The organism is Mycobacterium sp. BK086 (genome assembly GCA_004362315.1).
GTDB lineage: Bacteria > Actinomycetota > Actinomycetes > Mycobacteriales > Mycobacteriaceae > Mycobacterium.
In genome coordinates this window covers 186,875-205,436 of the sequence record SNWL01000003.1, presented here as the reverse complement: position 1 = coordinate 205,436, position 18,562 = coordinate 186,875, and the positions used below count along the sequence as shown (strand labels likewise).

At 67.0% G+C, this 18,562-nt stretch carries 15 protein-coding genes; 7 read left to right on the top strand and 8 right to left on the bottom strand.

Annotation, left to right across the window (positions count from 1 at the left end; genetic code table 11):
• Window positions 1–4: 4 nt before the first annotated feature.
• Window positions 5–595 carry a SecDF P1 head subdomain-containing protein gene (locus EV580_RS00995; RefSeq protein ID WP_133689298.1) on the top strand — a complete coding sequence of 197 codons (591 nt, stop codon included), beginning with the start codon at window positions 5–7 and terminating at the stop codon, window positions 593–595.
• On the opposite strand, the gene EV580_RS00990 is transcribed toward EV580_RS00995, so the two are convergent.
• Both EV580_RS00990 and EV580_RS00985 read right to left on the bottom strand, forming a co-directional pair.
• Window positions 592–930 carry a DUF202 domain-containing protein gene (locus tag EV580_RS00990; protein ID WP_133689297.1) on the bottom strand — a complete coding sequence of 113 codons (339 nt, stop codon included), beginning with the start codon at window positions 928–930 and terminating at the stop codon, window positions 592–594. The two genes, EV580_RS00995 and EV580_RS00990, sit on opposite strands and share 4 nt — an antisense overlap.
• Window positions 931–934: 4 nt before the next feature.
• Window positions 935–1,300, bottom strand: coding sequence for a YidH family protein (locus EV580_RS00985; protein WP_133689296.1), 366 nt, complete (start codon window positions 1,298–1,300; stop codon window positions 935–937).
• A gap of 70 nt (window positions 1,301–1,370) precedes the next feature.
• On the opposite strand from EV580_RS00985, the gene dnaE reads away from it, so the two are divergent.
• Window positions 1,371–4,916, top strand: a complete 3,546-nt coding sequence (gene dnaE, locus EV580_RS00980; RefSeq protein WP_133689295.1) for a DNA polymerase III subunit alpha — start codon at window positions 1,371–1,373, stop codon at window positions 4,914–4,916.
• On the opposite strand, the gene EV580_RS00975 is transcribed toward dnaE, so the two are convergent.
• The 3 genes from EV580_RS00975 to EV580_RS00965 form a co-directional block, all read right to left on the bottom strand.
• Window positions 4,913–5,716: a transglutaminase-like domain-containing protein gene (locus EV580_RS00975; protein WP_255525637.1), complete on the bottom strand. Its 804-nt coding sequence runs from the start codon at window positions 5,714–5,716 to the stop codon at window positions 4,913–4,915. The two genes, dnaE and EV580_RS00975, sit on opposite strands and share 4 nt — an antisense overlap.
• A gap of 24 nt (window positions 5,717–5,740) precedes the next feature.
• Window positions 5,741–6,580, bottom strand: coding sequence for an extracellular catalytic domain type 1 short-chain-length polyhydroxyalkanoate depolymerase (locus tag EV580_RS00970; protein ID WP_133689293.1), 840 nt, complete (start codon window positions 6,578–6,580; stop codon window positions 5,741–5,743).
• A 225-nt stretch (window positions 6,581–6,805) separates the two neighbouring features.
• The gene (locus tag EV580_RS00965; RefSeq protein ID WP_133689292.1) at window positions 6,806–7,243 is read right to left on the bottom strand and encodes a PPOX class F420-dependent oxidoreductase; all 438 of its coding nucleotides are present in this window, start codon (window positions 7,241–7,243) and stop codon (window positions 6,806–6,808) included.
• A 59-nt stretch (window positions 7,244–7,302) separates the two neighbouring features.
• Here EV580_RS00965 and EV580_RS00960 point away from each other — a divergent pair, with 59 nt between their 5' ends.
• On the top strand, window positions 7,303–7,641 hold the full coding sequence (locus EV580_RS00960) for a MerR family transcriptional regulator (protein WP_133689291.1): 339 nt from the start codon (window positions 7,303–7,305) through the stop codon (window positions 7,639–7,641).
• On the top strand, window positions 7,634–8,032 hold the full coding sequence (locus EV580_RS00955) for an SRPBCC family protein (RefSeq protein ID WP_133689290.1): 399 nt from the start codon (window positions 7,634–7,636) through the stop codon (window positions 8,030–8,032). Before EV580_RS00960 ends, EV580_RS00955 begins: the two co-directional genes overlap by 8 nt.
• On the opposite strand, the gene EV580_RS00950 is transcribed toward EV580_RS00955, so the two are convergent.
• The 3 genes from EV580_RS00950 to EV580_RS00940 form a co-directional block, all read right to left on the bottom strand.
• Entirely contained in the window at window positions 8,029–8,217 is a 189-nt protein-coding gene (locus EV580_RS00950; RefSeq protein WP_133689289.1) for a hypothetical protein, read from the bottom strand. The genes EV580_RS00955 and EV580_RS00950 overlap by 4 nt on opposite strands.
• 35 nt (window positions 8,218–8,252) lie before the next feature.
• Complete coding sequence (locus EV580_RS00945; RefSeq protein ID WP_133689288.1) at window positions 8,253–9,785, bottom strand: MFS transporter; 1,533 nt, start codon at window positions 9,783–9,785, stop codon at window positions 8,253–8,255.
• 72 nt (window positions 9,786–9,857) lie between these two features.
• Window positions 9,858–10,466 carry a TetR/AcrR family transcriptional regulator gene (locus EV580_RS00940; protein ID WP_133689287.1) on the bottom strand — a complete coding sequence of 203 codons (609 nt, stop codon included), beginning with the start codon at window positions 10,464–10,466 and terminating at the stop codon, window positions 9,858–9,860.
• Between the two features lie 125 nt (window positions 10,467–10,591).
• Between EV580_RS00940 and EV580_RS00935 the strand changes: the two genes are divergently transcribed.
• The 3 genes from EV580_RS00935 to nirB all read left to right on the top strand — a co-directional run bounded on the left by EV580_RS00935 (window position 10,592) and on the right by nirB (window position 18,547).
• Window positions 10,592–14,518, top strand: a complete 3,927-nt coding sequence (locus EV580_RS00935; protein ID WP_208114554.1) for a bifunctional nitrate reductase/sulfite reductase flavoprotein subunit alpha — start codon at window positions 10,592–10,594, stop codon at window positions 14,516–14,518.
• Window positions 14,519–14,612: 94 nt separating this feature from the next.
• Window positions 14,613–16,028 (top strand): nitrate/nitrite transporter, encoded by a 1,416-nt coding sequence (locus tag EV580_RS00930; RefSeq protein WP_133689286.1) that lies wholly within the window; start codon window positions 14,613–14,615, stop codon window positions 16,026–16,028.
• Entirely contained in the window at window positions 16,025–18,547 is a 2,523-nt protein-coding gene (nirB, locus tag EV580_RS00925) for a nitrite reductase large subunit NirB (protein ID WP_133689285.1), read from the top strand. The genes EV580_RS00930 and nirB overlap by 4 nt, the downstream gene beginning before the upstream one ends.
• The last annotated feature ends 15 nt before the right edge of the window (window positions 18,548–18,562 follow it).

The window sequence follows — 18,562 nt, the reverse complement described above, 5'->3', positions numbered from 1 at the left end:
GCGCATGACCGACAATGTCCGCCGCCGACGGATCATGATCGCGATCGTCGCCGCACTGGCCGCGGTGGCGATCGTGGTGCCGGGCCTTGCCGTGCTGGTTCCCATCCTCAGGGGCAACCAGCAGGACGCGATGTTGACGCCGACGCCCACCACGACCACGCCGCCGGTGCTGACCATCAAGCCGCTGCAGCTGCGGTCGGTGAACGGGGCCTACGTCGTGCGCCCGGGCGACTGCGATCCGCCGCCCCCGACGCCGCCGGACGCGCCGCTGAAGATCTGCGACATCCTGAAATCCGCGCTGTTCGACCTGGGGCCGGAGGTGCTGACGCTCCAACTGACCGATGTCGATTCGTTCCTGAACCCGCTGACCGCCAAGCAGATCGTGCAGGTCACGATGACCGAGGAATCGGCTCGCGCGTTCGCGGACTACACGGCCTCGCACATCGACCAGCAGGTCGCGTTCGTGCGGGCCGGTGTGGTCGTGTGGGCGCCGAAGATCACCGAGAAGATCGACGGCGAGGTCCTTCAGCTGTCCGGCGAGGTGACGGCCGAGCAGGCCGCCGAGATCGCCAGGATGCTTAAGGACGAGGCCTAGCTGGCGTATTCCAGCAGGATTCCCCCGCCGACGCCCACCACGATCACGACCATGAGCGCGGTGGCGCCCGGCACGACGTAGCGCGACAGCGGGGTCTGTCCGGCCATCACGGTGTCGCGCACCCGCCGATAGCGCTGCCGGACCAGAACAAGGGTCGCCAGCGCGGCCGCTGCGGTCAGCACGACGCCCGGCCATGCCGGGAACCGCTCGACGATGCTCCAGCGGACCACCAATGCGCCGACGGCGAGCACCCCGATGATCGTGCGCTGCCATGCCAGTGCGGTCCGCTCGGCGACACCGGCCGCGTCCAGCAGTTCTGAGTCGGGATCGTCCATCTACTCAGAACTCGGCGAGGTAGACCAGCACGGCGGCGGCCACGATGATGATCCCGACCCCGGAGACGATGATCCTGGGCAGCGGATCGGTGGGCAGGGGCCGCTTCTCCCGCAGGGCCCGCTCGGTGCGATCCCAGCGCGCGTAGGCGCCGATCGTGACGGTCAGGGACAACGCCAGCAGCAGGACCGTGATCGCGATCCGGAACGGGCGCGGACCGAAATCGTGCACCAGACTGGCCAGCGCGACGGCGCCGGCCAGCAGCGCCAGCCCGGTGCGCAGCCAGGCCAGAAACGTCCGCTCGTTGGCCAACGTGAACCGGTAGTCGGGGTCGGTGCCCACGCTGCGCAGCGGGGGTTTGGGCGTGAACATGAGGATCACCCTAGACACGTACCGCGACACGCCGAAGGCTGTCGGTCCGCGGCCCTAGACTGACGGGCCTATGGGTAAGAACGACTCCTTCGTACACCTTCACAACCACACCGAGTACTCGATGCTCGACGGTGCCGCGAAGATCTCGCCCATGCTCGCCGAGGCGCAGCGCCTCGAGATGCCCGCGATCGGCATGACCGACCACGGAAACATGTTCGGGGCCAGCGAGTTCTACAACGCGGCCACCAAGGTGGGCATCAAGCCGATCATCGGCGTCGAGGCCTACATCGCGCCCGGTTCGCGGTTCGACACCCGCCGGGTCCTGTGGGGTGATCCGGGCCAGAAGAGCGACGACGTGTCGGGTAGCGGCTCCTACACGCACATGACGATGGTCGCCGAGAACGCCACCGGCCTGCGCAACCTGTTCAAGCTGTCGACGCTGGCCTCGTTCGAGGGTCAGCTCGGTAAGTGGTCGCGGATGGATGCCGAGATCATCGCCGAGCATGCCGAGGGCATCATCGCCACCACCGGCTGCCCGTCCGGTGAGGTGCAGACCCGGCTGCGCCTCGGCCACGTCGACGAAGCGCTGGCCGCGGCCGCCAAGTGGCAGGAGATCTTCGGGCGGGAGAACTATTTCCTGGAGTTGATGGACCACGGGCTGTCGATCGAGCGCCGGGTCCGTGAGGGCCTGCTGGAGGTCGGCCGCAAGCTGGGCATCCCGGCGCTGGCCACCAACGACTGCCACTACGTCACCCGCGATGCGTCGCACAACCACGAAGCGCTGCTGTGCATCCAGACCGGCAAGACGCTCTCGGATCCCAACCGCTTCAAGTTCGACGGTGACGGCTACTTCCTCAAGTCGGCGGCCGAGATGCGCGCCCTGTGGGACTCCGAGGTGCCCGAGGCCTGCGATTCGACGCTGCTGATCGGCGAGCGGGTGCAGTCCTACGCCGACGTCTGGACCCCGACCGACCGGATGCCGATCTTCCCGGTGCCCGACGGCCACGACCAGGGCAGCTGGCTTCGCCACGAGGTCGAAGCCGGTCTGCGGCGGCGCTTTCCGGATGCGGTGCCACCGGAGTACACCGAGCGCGCCAGCTACGAGATCGACGTCATCTGCGGCAAGGGCTTCCCGTCGTACTTCCTGATCGTCGCGGATCTGATCAATTACGCGCGATCCATCGACATCCGGGTCGGGCCGGGCCGTGGATCGGCCGCCGGGTCGCTGGTGGCCTACGCACTCGGCATCACCAATATCGACCCCATCCCGCACGGCCTGCTGTTCGAGCGCTTCCTCAACCCCGAACGCCCGTCGGCACCCGATATCGATATCGACTTCGACGACCGTCGCCGCGGCGAGATGGTGCGCTACGCCGCCGAGAAGTGGGGGAGTGACCGGGTCGCCCAGGTCATCACCTTCGGCACCATCAAGACCAAAGCGGCACTGAAGGATTCGGCCCGGGTCCACTACGGCCAGCCGGGTTTCGCGATCGCCGACCGGATCACCAAGGCGTTGCCGCCGCCGATCATGGCCAAGGACATCTCGGTGGCCGGGATCACCGATCCGAACCACGAGCGGTACAAGGAGGCCGCCGAGGTTCGCGCCCTGATCGACACCGATCCCGATGTGCGCACGATCTACGAGACCGCGCGCGGGCTGGAGGGCCTGGTCCGCAACGCCGGTGTGCACGCGTGCGCGGTGATCATGAGTTCGCAGCCGCTCATCGAAGCCATCCCACTGTGGAAGCGGGCCCAGGACGGCGCGATCATCACCGGCTGGGACTACCCGTCGTGCGAGGCCATCGGCCTGTTGAAGATGGACTTCCTCGGCCTGCGGAACCTGACGATCATCGGTGACTGCATCGAGAACATCAAAGCCAACCGCGGCATCGACCTGGATCTCGACACCTTGCCGTTCGACGACCCCAAAGCCTACGAACTGCTGGGTCGCGGCGACACCCTCGGGGTGTTCCAGCTCGACGGCGGGCCGATGCGAGATCTGCTGCGGCGCATGCAGCCTACTGAGTTCAACGACATCGTCGCCGTGCTCGCGCTGTACCGGCCCGGCCCGATGGGCATGAACGCCCACAACGACTACGCCGACCGCAAGAACAACCGGCAGGCGATCAAGCCGATCCACCCGGAGCTGGAGGAACCGCTCAAGGAGATCCTGGCCGAGACGTACGGCCTGATCGTCTACCAAGAGCAGATCATGTTCATCGCCCAGAAGGTCGCCTCGTATTCGATGGGTAAGGCCGATGCGCTGCGAAAAGCCATGGGCAAGAAGAAGCTTGAGGTCTTGGAAGCCGAATATCAGGGCTTCAAGGAGGGGATGACCGCCAACGGCTTCTCCGAGAAAGCGGTCAAGGCGCTCTGGGACACCATCCTGCCGTTCGCCGGATACGCGTTCAACAAATCGCACGCCGCCGGTTACGGGCTGGTGTCCTATTGGACCGCCTACCTCAAGGCGAACTACCCGGCCGAGTACATGGCCGGGCTGCTCACCTCGGTCGGTGACGACAAGGACAAGGCCGCGGTATACCTGGCCGACTGCCGCCGGCTGGGCATCACGGTCCTGCCGCCCGACGTCAACGAGTCGGTGCAGAACTTCGCCTCGGTGGGCAACGACATCCGGTTCGGGCTGGGCGCCATCCGCAACGTCGGCGCCAACGTCGTCAGCTCGCTGGTCGCCACCCGCAGCGACAAGGGGAAGTTCACCGACTTCTCGGACTATCTGAACAAGATCGACATCGCGGCCTGCAACAAGAAGGTCACCGAATCTCTGGTCAAGGCAGGCGCTTTCGATTCGCTGAGCCACCCCCGCAAGGGGCTCTTCCTGATCCACACCGACGCGGTCGATTCGGTACTGGGCACCAAGAAGGCCGAGGCGATCGGACAGTTCGACCTGTTCGGTGGCGGCTCGGATGACGGGGACTCCAGTGATTCGGCGTTCACCATCCGGGTTCCCGACGAGGAGTGGGACGACAAGCACAAGCTCGCCCTCGAGCGGGAGATGTTGGGGCTGTATGTCTCCGGGCATCCGCTCAACGGGATCGCGCATCTGCTGAACGCCCAGGTCGACACCCAGATCCCCGCCATTCTCGGCGGTGATGTCGCCAACGACACCCAGGTGCGGGTCGGCGGCATCCTGGCCGGTGTCAACCGGCGGGTCAACAAGAACGGAATGCCCTGGGCCTCAGCACAGTTGGAAGACCTCACCGGTGGTATCGAGGTGATGTTCTTCCCGCAGACCTACACGTTGTTCGGCGCCGAGATCGCCGACGACGCGGTGGTGCTGGTCGGCGGCAAGGTACGGATCCAGGACGACCGGATTTCACTGATCGCCAATGAGCTTGTGGTGCCCGACTTTTCGAACGCGCAGGTGGACCGCCCGGTGGCGGTCAGCCTGCCGACGCGACAGTGCACCATCGATAAGGTCACCGCGCTCAAGCAGGTGCTGGCCCGCCATCCCGGCACCTCGCAGGTGCATCTGCGGCTGATCAGTGGCGATCGCATCACCACGCTGGAACTCGATCAGTCGCTGCGGGTCACGCCGTCCTCGGCGCTGATGGGTGACCTGAAGGCGCTGTTGGGTCCCGGCTGCCTAGGCGGCTAGGAGAGCGTCACCAGATCGTGCACCGAGTCGAAGGGCAACGCGCCATCGACGACCGCGGTGACCTCCATGTTCTTGAGCGTGATCGCGCCTTTGTGGTTGTCCAAGAATGCGGTGTCCGCCGCGTCGCGGCCGGTGGCGATCCGCACCATCGATTGCCGAGGCGCCAGGCACGTGGCGTCGACGACATGCCAGGCGCCGTCGACGAATGCCTCTGCCACGGCGTGAAAATCCATCGGCTCGCAGCCCGGGGCGTAGACCGCGACCAGGCGCGCCGGTACGTTGACCGCACGCAGAAGCGCGATCACCAGATGTGCGTAGTCGCGACACACCCCCTCGCCCGCAAGCAGGGTGTCAGCGGCACCGTCGATCGGATCACTCGAGCCCGGAACGTAGTTCAACCGCGTCCCCACCCACGACGACACCTTCTCCAATAAGGTGACCGAGCTCCCGTACTCGCCGAATTCGGTGGCGGCGTAGCCGAAGAACTTGTCGGCTTCGGCGTAGCGACTGGGTCGCAGATAGGTCAACAGGTCGATATCGCGGACGGCAGGTGGGCCGGTCCGGCCCTCGACGGTGGCCCGGTAGCTGGCGGTCACCGTCCCCTCGCCCGCCTCGAAGCGGTGGATCCGGGTGCCATGGTCGCCGATGATCTCATCGGGGCCGATGAGTTTCCCGTCGAGCCGGTATTCGATCGACTCGGTAACGCGCGCGCCGGGAAGCGGTGCCAGCGCGATCTGGAACTCCAAAGTTGTTGGCGCAGTGACCGCCACCTCGATTTCCGCACCCACATCGCGTTTCAGCACGTGCCCAACCATAACCGCGCGCTACAGATGGTGCTGGGTGAAGAACTGCCAGATCGTGGCGGTCGCACCGCCGGGCCACTGGTGGCCGGCACCGGCGATGGTGATCAACTCCACGGCGCGGCCGTCCGGGCAGTCGGCTCGCTGCGTCGTGACATCCCCGTCGCTCGATGAGACCGGCGGTTCGCAGCCGTCAATCGTTCGCCAGGTGGCGTTCACGGACTCCACCGAAGGTCCGTCGACTCTTGGGCCGGGGCCACCCCCGTACGGCACCCGGTCATCGGCGGTGCCGTGGATTTGCAGCACCGAGGTCGGTGACGCTCCGGAGCAGCCGGTCAGCAGGGTGCCCGCAACGGGCGCGACCGCAGCGAAAAGTGAACTCTGACAGGCCAACCGCAGCGCCATCATGGCCCCGTTCGACATGCCGGTGGCGAACACCCGGCTGGTGTCGATCGGCATCTGCTGCTCGATCACGCCGACCATGGCGCTGAGGAATGCGACGTCGTCGACCCCGGATCGGGCGGGCAGGCCGCAGCACGAGCCGGCGTTCCACGCCCGGTCCAGCCCATCGGGATAGACGACGACAAAATGTCCGTCATCTGCCTGGGCATCCCAGCGGTACGCGCGTTCGGCCTGTGCCCCGGTGCCGTACCCACCGTGCAACATCACCACGAGTGGCGCGGGGCCGGAGATGTCGGCGGGTCGATAGATGTGAAACGAACGGGTCACTCCGCCGACGGACAGCGTCTGGGTGGACTGCTCGGGGCTGCCCGTCGCCCGACCGCCACCCATACAACCCCCGACTGCCAGGATCACGGCACTGATCGCGACGATCGCCAACGTTCGGGTGGCTCGAGTCGGCATGGAACCATCGTCGCCCCTCCGACCAAGATGCACATGCTGGCCGCTGGCCGCGGGCGCGCTGCATGCTTCGGACCTGGCCGATCGTGCGTTCTCCCGACGAGACAGACGCCGCGCGGACATCAGGCTCTTAAGGTGATGCGGGCGAATGCTCTTGCCGTCGAACGGCATTGGCGGCAGGTGCTGGGGCAGGAGCGGCTCGCCGAGCTACGCGCGACGGTGCAGCTGTTACTCGGGGCCTAACTCCACCCGCACGATCGCACTCTCCGGCCAGACGTTCGGGTTGCGCAGGCGAGCCCATTTCTCGCGCCACGGCAGGCTGGCGTCGACGTTCGTGACGCCGGGAAGTGGCAGGAGCGGCACCAGGTTGTACTGCCAGCCATAGCGCGCCTTCAACCGCCGATTGCCCCGTTCGGCATCCTCGCCGGCCAGTACCGTGGCCGTTCCCGCCACCACGGGAACGCCATCGGGCACCCGGCCCTTGTAATCGCACGCCCTCACCTCCACCCGCGGGTCGTTGACGATCCGCTTCGTCTTCGGCCCGATCTTGGTGCGGAACACCAGCGTGGTTCCGTCCAGCTGGAACCAGATCGGGGTATCGACGGGTCGGCCGTCGCGGCGGTAGGTCCGCAGCGAGGCGTATCGGCTGGCACGCAAGGAGTTCATAGGGAACAGTCAAGGACTTAGAGTTGACTCCAAGTCAAGCATTGCGGCGGAAGGCGAACATGACCACGGCATTGACCATCGGGGAGGTGGCGCGCCGCACCGACGTCGCACCGACCACACTGCGGTACTACGAAAAGATCGGACTGCTGGCGGCGCCGTCGCGGGCCGGCGGGCAGCGCCGCTACGACGACGGTGTGCTGACCCGCCTCGAGGTGATCGGGTTGTGCAAGGCGGCCGGATTCACGCTCGACGAAATCGGCGTGCTGCTCGACGACGACGCGCCGGGCAGGCCGGAGAGCCGGGCGCTGGCACAGGCCAAGCTCGCCGAAATCGATTTGCAGATGGCGACTTTGGCGCGTGCCCGGGAAATCATCGAGTGGGCGATGGCCTGTGAATGAGTCCCAGCACATCAGCGCATGGATCAACCGTTCGGCCATCGACGTGTATCGCTATGCCGCCGATCCGGCGCACTTGCCGGAATGGGCGGCCGGCCTGGCGCGCAGCGAGCTGACGCTGGTCGGCGACACCTGGGTCGCGCAGTCACCGATGGGGGAGATCACCATCGAGTTCAGCCCGACCAACGAGCTCGGTGTGCTCGACCACGTCGTCACGATGCCGTCCGGTGAGCAGGTGTTCAATCCGCTGCGGGTGGTCCCTGCCGGCGATCAATGGTGTGAGGTGGTGTTCACGCTGCGGCGGCGCCCGGAGATGTCCGATGACGAGTACGCCGCTGACGCGGCTGCGGTGACGGCCGATCTGGCCACGCTGAAACGACTGCTGGAGCGTTAGCGGCGGCGCAGCCCGAAGACCAGCCACACCACGGTGGAGGTGCCCGCGGCCAGCAACACGGCCGGCGCCGCGCTCGCCGTCACCAGGCCGACGACCGCGAACACGATCAGGCCCAGGACCAGCGCGACGAGCTTGTACAGCGGCCACGGTACGCCCGCGATCTGCACCTGATCCATGCTCGTCATGGGTCGACGATAGCACTTTTTCGGGCACCCGAAACTTAGGATTCGGGTAATGCGGTTCTCGGGTAGGCGGGCAGGGCGACCAGCGCGAACACCGCGCCGGCCAGGCACACTGCGGCGGCGGTCTGGCACCCCGCCTGCAGCCCGGCCAGGAATGCGTTGTCGACGGCTCCCCGCACCGCCGCCGCGATCGGCGGCGGCGCCTGCGCGGACACCGCGAGTCCCTGGGCCAGACCCTCCCGGGCCGTCGACTGAGCCTCCGGCGGCATGGCACCGAGCGCCTGGCTGTCGCCCAGATGCCGGATGTAGAGCGTGGAGAAGATGCTGCCGATCACCGCGACGCCCAGCGTGCCGCCGACCTGACGCGTCGCGTCGTTGACGGCCGAGCCGGCGCCGGCTTGTTCCGGTCGCACCACACCCATGATCGAGTCGGTCGCGGGCGCGGTGGTGAGCCCGAGCCCGCCGCCGAGCAGCACCATCTGGGCGGCCATCGTCGGGTACGTGATGCCGAGGTCACTCGCCGCGATCCACCCGAACGACGCGGCCAGTAGCAGAAGGCCAACGACGACAACGATTTTGGTGCCGATCCTGGTGACCGCCAGCCGGGTGCCCAGGATCGAGCCGACGGCGATGGACAGTGCAACCGGCAGGATGCGCACACCGGTTTCCAGTGGGCTGAAGCCCTGCAGCAGTTGCATGAACTGGGTGATCAGGAAGATGAAGCCGAACAGGGCGAAGAAGGCCACGGTCACCGCGCCACTGGCGGCGCTGAATCGCAGGTTGGTGAACAGGCTGACATCGATCAGAGGATCTTGTTGCTCGCGTTCCCACCACGCGAAGCCCACCGCCGCCACCAGCGCGACGGCAAACCCGGCGAGGGTGGGTGCGCTGGACCAGCCACGGTCGGGCGCCTCGATGATCGTGTAGACGAGCGCGCCCAGCATGACCACCGACAGCAGGAGCCCGCCGCGATCCAGCCGGTGCTGTCGATCGGCGGTGGCGCGGGGAATGACGAACGGTGCGGCCAGCGCCGCGGCCAGGGCGATCGGTGCCAGCGCGAGAAACAGGCTGCCCCACCAGAACACCTCCAACAGGGCGCCGCCGAGGATCGGCCCGATGGCCACGCCCAGCCCGGTGACCGCGCCCCACACCCCGATGGCGGCTGCCCGCTGCCGGGGATCGCGGAACGTGTCGGTGATGATCGCCAGCGTTGTGGGGAAGATCAGCGCCGAGGCCACGCCCATCACCAGCCGCATGGCGATCAGCGGTCCGGTCGAGGTGCACAGCGCGGCTCCGATGCTGCCGAGTGCGAACAGCACCAGGCCGGCGATCAGGGTGGGGCGGCGGCCGAACCGGTCGCCGACGGTACCGCCGGCCAGCACCAGTGCGGCAAAGGCGAGGTTGTAGGCGTCGACGATCCATTGCAGCGCCTTGGTCGAGGCGCCGAGTGACGAATTCAGGGTTGGCAGAGCGACATTGACGATGGTGGTCTCGACGTTGATGGCCAGCGCGGCCACCAGGACCACCGCGAGGATCGCGACGGGCCGCACCTGCCGGACGTCGACGGTCATGGGCAACCCTTCATGTTGACGGCGCTAACATCCGCGAGCATGCCAGCGCGAGTTAGCGCTGTCAACATAGGACTACCGCAGGCCCTCGCCGACGACATCGAGCAGCCGGGTGGTGATCAGGTGCTGGCGATCGGTCCCCGCCATGCCCAGCGGCCCGTCGAGAAAGAGGGTCGCCGCACCGTGCACGGCCGCCCACGCCGCCTCGTCGAAACCATCCCTGCGGGTTTCGTCGAGCATCCCCGCGGCGACCAACTCGTCGATGCAGCCGCGCAGAATCAGGAACGGATGGCGATCGGCCGGCACCGCCTCCTCGGTGGGCTCGGTGCCATCCGGCGCGAACGCGGTGCGGAACAGGCCCGGTTCGGCCACCGCGAAATCCACGTAGGACTGGCCGCAGGCGCGGAATCGGGCCAGCGCCCGGTCCCGCCGCGAATCGCCGGACACCGCATCCAGCGCCGCCACCATCGCAGCGCCCATCTGGGTCATGACGTTGGCTTTCACCGCTCCCAGCAGCGCCTGCCGGTCGGCGTAGTGGCGGTAGGCGGCCGAGTTGCTCACCCCGGCCATGCGCTGGACATCACGCAACACCACCGCGTCGGGGCCACCCGCACGGGCCAGTTCCACACCGTGGTCGAGCAGCGCCTGGCGCAGGTTGCCGTGGTGGTACGAGGCGGTCGCCATGTTGACAAGTGTTACATCGCCGGGCGAGTTCTCACATCGGCTCCACGGCCAAAGTGAGCGCGGTTTATCTTCGCGATAACGCGCCCAGGCACCTCCCGTAATGTCCGCCGGGCACGGTGACGGGTGTGGCTGCCGGGGATGACTGCGCTGAGGCCATCCGCACCGCGTGCTCCTACTGCGGTGTCGGGTGTGGCATCGACGTGCGCACCAAACCCGGTCCAACAGGTCCGGTCATCGCCAACGTTGTCGGTGACCGGCTTCACCCCACCAACCTGGGCCGGCTGTGCACGAAGGGTGCCACGCACGCCGAACTGATGGGTACCAGCGAGGGGCGTGCGGTCACCGCGCTGATCCGCCCCGCTCGTGGCGAGGAATTCACCGCCGCTCCCGTCGAGGACGCCGTCGCGGCGGCGGGAACCCGGCTGCGGGAGATCCTCGACCGGCACGGCCCGGACTCGATCGCCCTGTACGTGTCCGGCCAGATGTCCATGGAAGCCCAGTATCTGGCCACCAAACTGGCCAAAGGCTTCATCCGCACCGTCAACATCGAATCCAACTCCCGGCTGTGCATGGCCAGCGCGGCGACCGGCTACAAGCAATCGCTGGGTGCCGACGGCCCGCCTGGCTCGTACGCCGATATCGACTGTGCGGACGTGTTTTTCGTGATCGGTGCCAATATGGCCGACTGTCATCCGATCCTGTTCCTGCGAATGGCGGACCGGATGCGGGCCGGGGCCAAGCTGATCGTCGTCGACCCGCGCCGCACCGCCACCGCCGACAAGGCCGACCTGTTCCTGCAGATCCGGCCGGGCACCGACCTGGCTCTGCTGAACGGTCTGCTGCACCTGCTGGTCGCCTCCGGTGACATCGACACCGAGTTCATCGCCGAGCACACCGAGGGCTGGGCGGCGATGGACGAGTTCCTCGCCGACTACCCGCCGGCGCGGGTGGCCGAACTGACCGGTCTGGCCGAAGCCGATATCCGCGCCGCGGCAACGATGATCGCCGAGGCGGGCGAATGGATGTCGCTGTGGACGATGGGCCTCAACCAGAGCACCCACGGCACCTGGAACACCAACGCCATCTGCAACCTCCATCTGGCCACCGGGACGATCTGCCGGCCCGGCAGCGGCCCGATGTCGCTGACCGGCCAGCCCAATGCCATGGGCGGGCGCGAGATGGGTTATATGGGGCCGGGATTGCCCGGCCAGCGCGCCGTGATCTCGGCCGACGACCGGGCCTTCGTCGAATCAGTGTGGGACGTGGCGCCCGGAACGATCCGCGGCGATATGAACCGCGGCACGATCGACATGTTCGAACAGATGGCGGCAGGTGACATCAAGGCCTGCTGGATCATCTGCACCAACCCGGTCGCCTCGGTGCCCAACCGCACCACCGTGATCACTGGCCTGGAGACGGCGGAGCTCGTCATCACCCAGGACGCCTACGCCGACACCGCCACCAACCGGTACGCCGATATCGTTCTGCCCGCGGCACTCTGGGCCGAATCCGACGCCGTGATGGTGAATTCCGAACGGACACTGACACTTGTGCGCCAGTGCGTGTCACCCGCCGGGCACTCCCGCCCGGACTGGCAACTGATCTGCCAGGTGGCCGCTGCCATGGGATTCGGCGCGCACTTCGCCTACGAGTCCAGCGAGCAGATCTTCGACGAGATCCGCCGGTTCGCCAATCCCAAGACCGGTTACGACCTTCGCGGCGTGAGCTACGAGCGGCTGCGCGAAACACCCGTGCAGTGGCCGTCCGCGCCCGGGGACGACCAGGATCGTCACCCCATCCGCTACGTCACCGACGGTGTCCTGGAATTCCCGACGGCGACCGGCCGGGCCGTGTTCCACGCCCGACCGCACATGGACGCCCGCGAATTGCCCGACGACGACTACCCATTCGTCTTGAACACCGGCCGGCTCGCTCATCAGTGGCACACCATGACCAAGACGGGCCGCGTCGCCAAACTCAACAAGCTCAACGGTAAGCCGTTCGTCGAGATCAACCCCGACGACGCGGGTGCCCTCGGCATCGCCGACGGCCAGGCCGTCGAGCTGCAGTCCCGGCGCGGCCGGGCCGTGCTGCCCGCCGTCGTCACCGACCGCGTGCGGCCGGGTAACTGCTTCGCGCCGTTCCACTGGAACGATGAGCACGGCGAGTACCTCGCGATCAACGCCTTGACCAGTGATGCCGTCGACAACGACTCACTGCAGCCCGAACTCAAAGTCTGTGCGGTGAGCCTGCGCCCCACCAAGACAGTCAGCGGGCAGGCGCAGCCGGCGATCACCGACGACGAGAATCTCTACCTGGCAGGGTTTTTCACCGCATTGGGCGGTGACGTCGTGGGTGTTCCGGTGCTCCCGGAGTCCGCGCCGATCAGTAGGCCGGTCCGGCTGTGGATCGACGGTCTTCTCGCCGGGACATACTCGCGCGTCGGCAATCAACCCGAGCCCGCTGCCGGGCCGTGGGTGCTGTGGGCATCGCAGACCGGAAACGCGGAGGAACTCGCGGGCCGGCTCGTCGATCAGCTCGGCGCGGCGGGCCTGACCGCTCGCCTGGTCAACATGAACGACTGCGCGGTCACCGATCTCGCGGCACGCGACGTGCTGGTGGTCACCAGCACGTTCGGCGACGGTGACCCTCCTGACAACGGTGCCGATTTCTGGGATCGCCTGGCAGCACCGGACGCCCCGGAACTCGAGGGCCTGCGGTTCGCGGTGCTGGGTATCGGCGACCGGTCCTACGGCCAGTTCTGTGGCCACGCACGTTCTCTCGACACACGGCTGGCCGAGTTGGGTGGCGCCCGGCTGCTCGACCGCAGCGATTGCGAGGCCCACGACCAGGATTCACTGACCGCATGGGCGCAGCGGGTGATCGCGCTTGTCAACGCCGGACCGTCCGTGGACACTCCTGTCGTCGTACGGCCCGCGGAGCCGTTCACCCGCGCCGCCCCGGTGGCCGCCCGGTTGACGCGTAACACCAGACTGACCCCGCCGTCGGCCGACAAAGAGGTGCGGCAGCTGGGATTCGACATCTCCGAACACGACGTGAGCTATGCCGTCGGCGACTCGTTGGGAGTGTTACCCACCAACAGCGACGACGACGTGACGGCCTGGCTCGCCGCGACCCGACTGCGTGGGAACGACGTTGTCGAGCTCGACGGGGTGGAATGCACACTGCGCCAAGCACTCACCGAAAGTTACGACATCTGCCGCATCACCCCTAACCTACTGGCCTTCCTCGCCGAGATGACCGACGACAAGGCGGCGGCCAGGGCACTGCGATCGGCGCGCGCGCAACTGGACACCTGGCGGTTGGGCCGCAACGGGATCGACGTGGTCCGCGCGTTCCCGGTTCTCGCCGAGGCGCAACAGTGGCAGGAAGTCCTTGTCCGGCTGACGCCCCGGCTGTATTCGATCTCGTCGAGCCCGTTGGTCAGCCCGCACGAAGTGCAACTGACGGTGTCGATTGTCCGTTTTCAGACCTCCGATGGCGTCGGACGTGGGGGAGTGTGCTCGACGTTCCTGGCCGACCGCGCCCGCGATGTCCCTGTCTTCCTGCAGAAGTCGCCGCATTTCCGGCCACCCGAGGACACGACCATGCCGATCGTGATGATCGGTGCGGGCACCGGGATCGCGCCGTTCCGCGGTTTCCTTCAAGAGCGCCGCGCCTGTGGTCACACCGGCCGCAACTGGTTGTTCTTCGGCGACCGGCACCGCGCCGAGAACTTCTACTACGGTGACGATCTGACCGACATGGTCAGCGACGGCTTCCTGAACAAACTGGACCTCGCCTTCTCGCGCGACCAGCGCAGGCGAATCTATGTGCAGGACAAGATGATCGACAACGGCGCACAGCTATGGTCGTGGCTGCAGGACGGCGCGCACCTTTATGTGTGCGGTGACGCCAACACGATGGCCAAAGATGTCGATGCCGCGCTGGACGCCATCATCGGCACGCACGGCCACCTGAGCCCGGAGGCCGCCCGCGACTACAAGCGCGAACTCATCTCCGAAAAGCGCTATCTGCGCGACGTGTACTGACCTCACGGCGGCCCGCGCGCCAAAGTGAGAAGGTTGTGACACTGCGATCACCGCGTGCAGCGAAGGCGCAACAAAGAATTCCTACCGTGATCCCATGCAGACTTCAACCACTCGCAGTCGCTACGACATCGACGACTGGGATTCCGAGGACGTCGACGCCTGGAACAACGGCGGCTCGAAAATCGCACGCCGCAACCTGATCTGGTCGATCTTCGCCGAGCACGTCGGATTCTCGGTGTGGTCGATCTGGTCGGTGATGGTTCTGTTCATGCCGCAGAACGTCTACCACATCGATGCCGCGGGCAAGTTCTTCCTGGTGGCCGTTCCCACTCTGGTGGGCGCCGTCCTGCGCATCCCTTACACGTTCGCCACCGCCCATTTCGGTGGCCGCAACTGGACGATCTTCTCGGCGCTGGCGCTGCTGGTCCCGACCGCGCTGACGCTGTACTTCATGGCGCACCCGGGGACCTCGTACACGACGTTCCTGATCGTGGCCGCTTTCGCCGGATTGGGCGGCGGCAACTTCGCGTCTTCGATGACGAACATCAACGCCTTCTACCCGCAGCGGTACAAGGGCTGGGCGCTGGGGCTGAACGCCGGCGGCGGCAACATCGGTGTTGCCGTCATCCAGCTCGTCGGCCTGCTGGTCATCGCGACCGTCGGCAACCGGGCTCCGCACCTGGTCTGCGCGGTCTACCTGGTGCTGATCGCTTTGGCGGCCGTCGGCGCATCGTTCTTCATGAACAATCTCACCAACCAGCGCAGCGACGCCCGCTCGTTGATCGAGGTTCTGGCACAACGGGATTCGTGGCTGATCTCACTGCTCTACATCGGCACCTTCGGATCGTTCATCGGCTTCGGCTTCGCCTTCGGCCAGGTGCTGCAGATCAATTTCCTGGCCGGCCTGTCGCACGGTGGACCCGTCACCCCGGCGATGACTGCGCAGGCATCGCTGCACGCGGCGCAGATCGCCTTCCTCGGGCCGGTGCTCGGATCGCTGTCGCGCCCGTTCGGTGGCTGGCTCTCGGACCGCTTCGGTGGCGGCAGGGTCACCCTCTACACGTTCGTGGCCATGATCGCCGCCGCGGCGTGGCTGGTCGCCGCCAGCGGAATCCCCGCCCTCGCAGCTGGATTCATCGCCCTGTTCATCCTGTCCGGCATGGGAAATGGCTCCACCTACAAGATGATCCCGTCGATCTTCGAGGCCAAGTCGCGGGGCCTGGACAGCCTGGACGCCGCCGCCAAGCGGGCGTGGTCGCTGCGGATGTCCGGCGCGCTGATCGGAATCGCCGGTGCCATCGGGGCACTGGGCGGCGTCGGCGTCAACATCGCGCTGCGGGCCTCGTACCTGTCACCGGCCAAATCGGCGACCATGGCCTTCTGGGTATTCCTCGGCTTCTACGTACTGTGCGCGGTCATCACCTGGGTGGCCTACGTCCGGACCCCGAAGAAGGCAGCAGCCGTCAGCTCCGAAACCCCCGCGGTCGACAGCGCCGCAGCGGTCGCATGACCGCCGCGGCGAGGACCGTCGTCGTCGTCGGTCACGGGATGGTCGGACACCGGTTCGTCGAGGCGTTGCGGGACCGCGACCGCGACGGAGCGTGGCGGGTGGTCGTGCTCTGCGAGGAACCCACCGCCGCCTACGACCGGGTCGGGCTGTCCTCCTACATCGACGGCTGGGACCGCTCGACGCTGGCACTGTCCGGAAACGATTACGCCGGAGACGATCTGGTCGACCTGCGGATCGGCGAGCCCGCCACCGCGATCGACCGGGAGAACCGCGTCGTCGTCACATCAGCGGGGGAGTGCATCGGGTACGACGCCCTCGTGCTGGCCACCGGTTCGTACCCGTTCGTGCCGCCGATCCCGGGTAGTGAACTCGACCGCTGCTTCGTCTACCGGACGCTGGAAGACCTCGACGCCATCCGGGCCACCGCGTCAGCCGCCCAGCCCGGCGCGGTCGGCATCGTGGTCGGTGGCGGCCTGCTGGGCCTGGAGGCGGCCAACGCACTGCGCCTGCTGGGCCTGACACCGCATGTGCTGGAACGCTCTCCGCGCCTGATGCCGATCCAGGTCGACGATGGCGGCGGTGCGCTGCTGAACCGGCTGATCACCGAACTCGGCATCACCGTGCACACCGATGTCGCATCGACCGAGATCGTCGACACCGGTGACGGCATCACGGTGTCGCTGTCCAACGACGAAACGCTCGACGGCGCCCTGCTGGTGTTCTCCGCGGGGGTGCGCCCGCGCGACGACCTCGCGAGGGAGTGCGGACTGCCGATCGCCGAGCGCGGCGGTGTGCTGACCGATATCAGCTGCGCCACCTCCGATCCCCGGGTGTTCGCCATCGGCGAGGTCGCCGCGGTCGAGGGCCGGTGCTACGGCCTGGTCGCGCCCGGCTACACGATGGCCGAGGTGGTGGCCGACCGGCTGGTCGGCGGGACCGCCGAGTTCCCAGGCGCCGATCTGTCCACCAAGCTCAAACTGCTCGGCGTCGACGTCGCGAGTTTCGGCGACGCCCACGCCGCCACCCCCGGTGCGCTGGAAGTCGTGCTCAACGACGCCGTCAACCAGACCTACGCCAAACTCGTGGTCTCCGATGATGTTTCGACGCTGCTGGGCGGAATCCTGGTCGGCGACGCCTCCGCATACGCCACCCTGCGTCCGATGGTCGGCAGGCCGCTGCCCGCGGACCCGGCGACGCTGATCTCACCGGCCGGGGCCGAGGTGGGCGTGGGTGCGCTGCCCGACGACGCGCAGATCTGCTCCTGCAACGCGGTGACCAAACACACCATCTGCGGTGCGATCACCGAGGGCGCCCACGACGTGCCGGCCATCAAATGCGCCACGGCCGCCGGAACCTCCTGCGGCAGTTGCATTCCGATGCTCAAGCGGCTGCTCGAGTCTCAGGGCGTGGCGATGTCCAAGGCCCTGTGTGAGCACTTCGAGCAGACTCGCGCCGAGCTGTTCCAGATCGTCGCGACCACCGGTATCCGCACCTTCTCGGCACTGATCGCCGAGTACGGCACCGGAACCGGTTGCGACATCTGCAAACCCGTCGTCGCCTCGATCCTGGCGTCCACCTCGTCCGACCACATCCTCGACGACGAGACGGCCGGACTGCAGGACACCAACGACCACTTCCTGGCCAACATCCAGCGCAACGGCACGTACTCGGTGGTGCCGCGGCTGCCCGGCGGTGAGGTGACCCCGGAGAAGCTGATGGTGATCGCCGAGGTCGCCCGGGATTTCAACCTGTACACCAAGATCACCGGCGGCCAGCGCATCGACCTGTTCGGTGCCCGTGTCGAGCAGCTGCCCCTGATCTGGAAGCGACTGGTCGACGCGGGTATGGAATCCGGTCACGCGTACGGCAAGTCGTTGCGGACGGTGAAGAGCTGCGTCGGTTCGACGTGGTGCCGCTACGGGGTGCAGGACTCGGTGGCCATGGCCGTCGACCTCGAATTGCGTTATCGCGGACTGCGTTCACCGCACAAGATCAAGATGGGTGTCTCGGGCTGCCAACGCGAGTGCGCCGAAGCGCGCGGCAAGGACGTCGGTGTGATCGCCACCGAGAAGGGCTGGAACCTCTATGTCGGCGGCAACGGCGGGGCAAACCCCAAGCACGCGCAGCTGCTGGCCGGGGATCTGGACTCCGACACCCTGGTCCGCTACATCGACCGCTACCTGATGTTCTACATCCGCACCGCAGACCGCTTGCAGCGAACCGCGGTGTGGCAGGAAACCATCGAGGGTGGTCTCGATCACATCAGGGATGTGGTGTGTGAGGACTCGTTGGGCATCGCCGCCGACCTGGACGCGGCGATGGCCCGTCATGTCGTGGGGTACGCCGACGAGTGGGCCGGCGTCCTGAACGACCAGGAAAAACTCTCGCGCTTCGTGTCTTTCGTCAATGCGCCGGGTGAGCCGGATCCGACCGTGGTGTTCGACGAGACCGGGCCGCGCAAGGTGCCGCTGCTGTTGGGCATGCCGAGCGCCGTCAACACGGCGGAAAGCCGTCCGTAACAGTTGTGAAACACG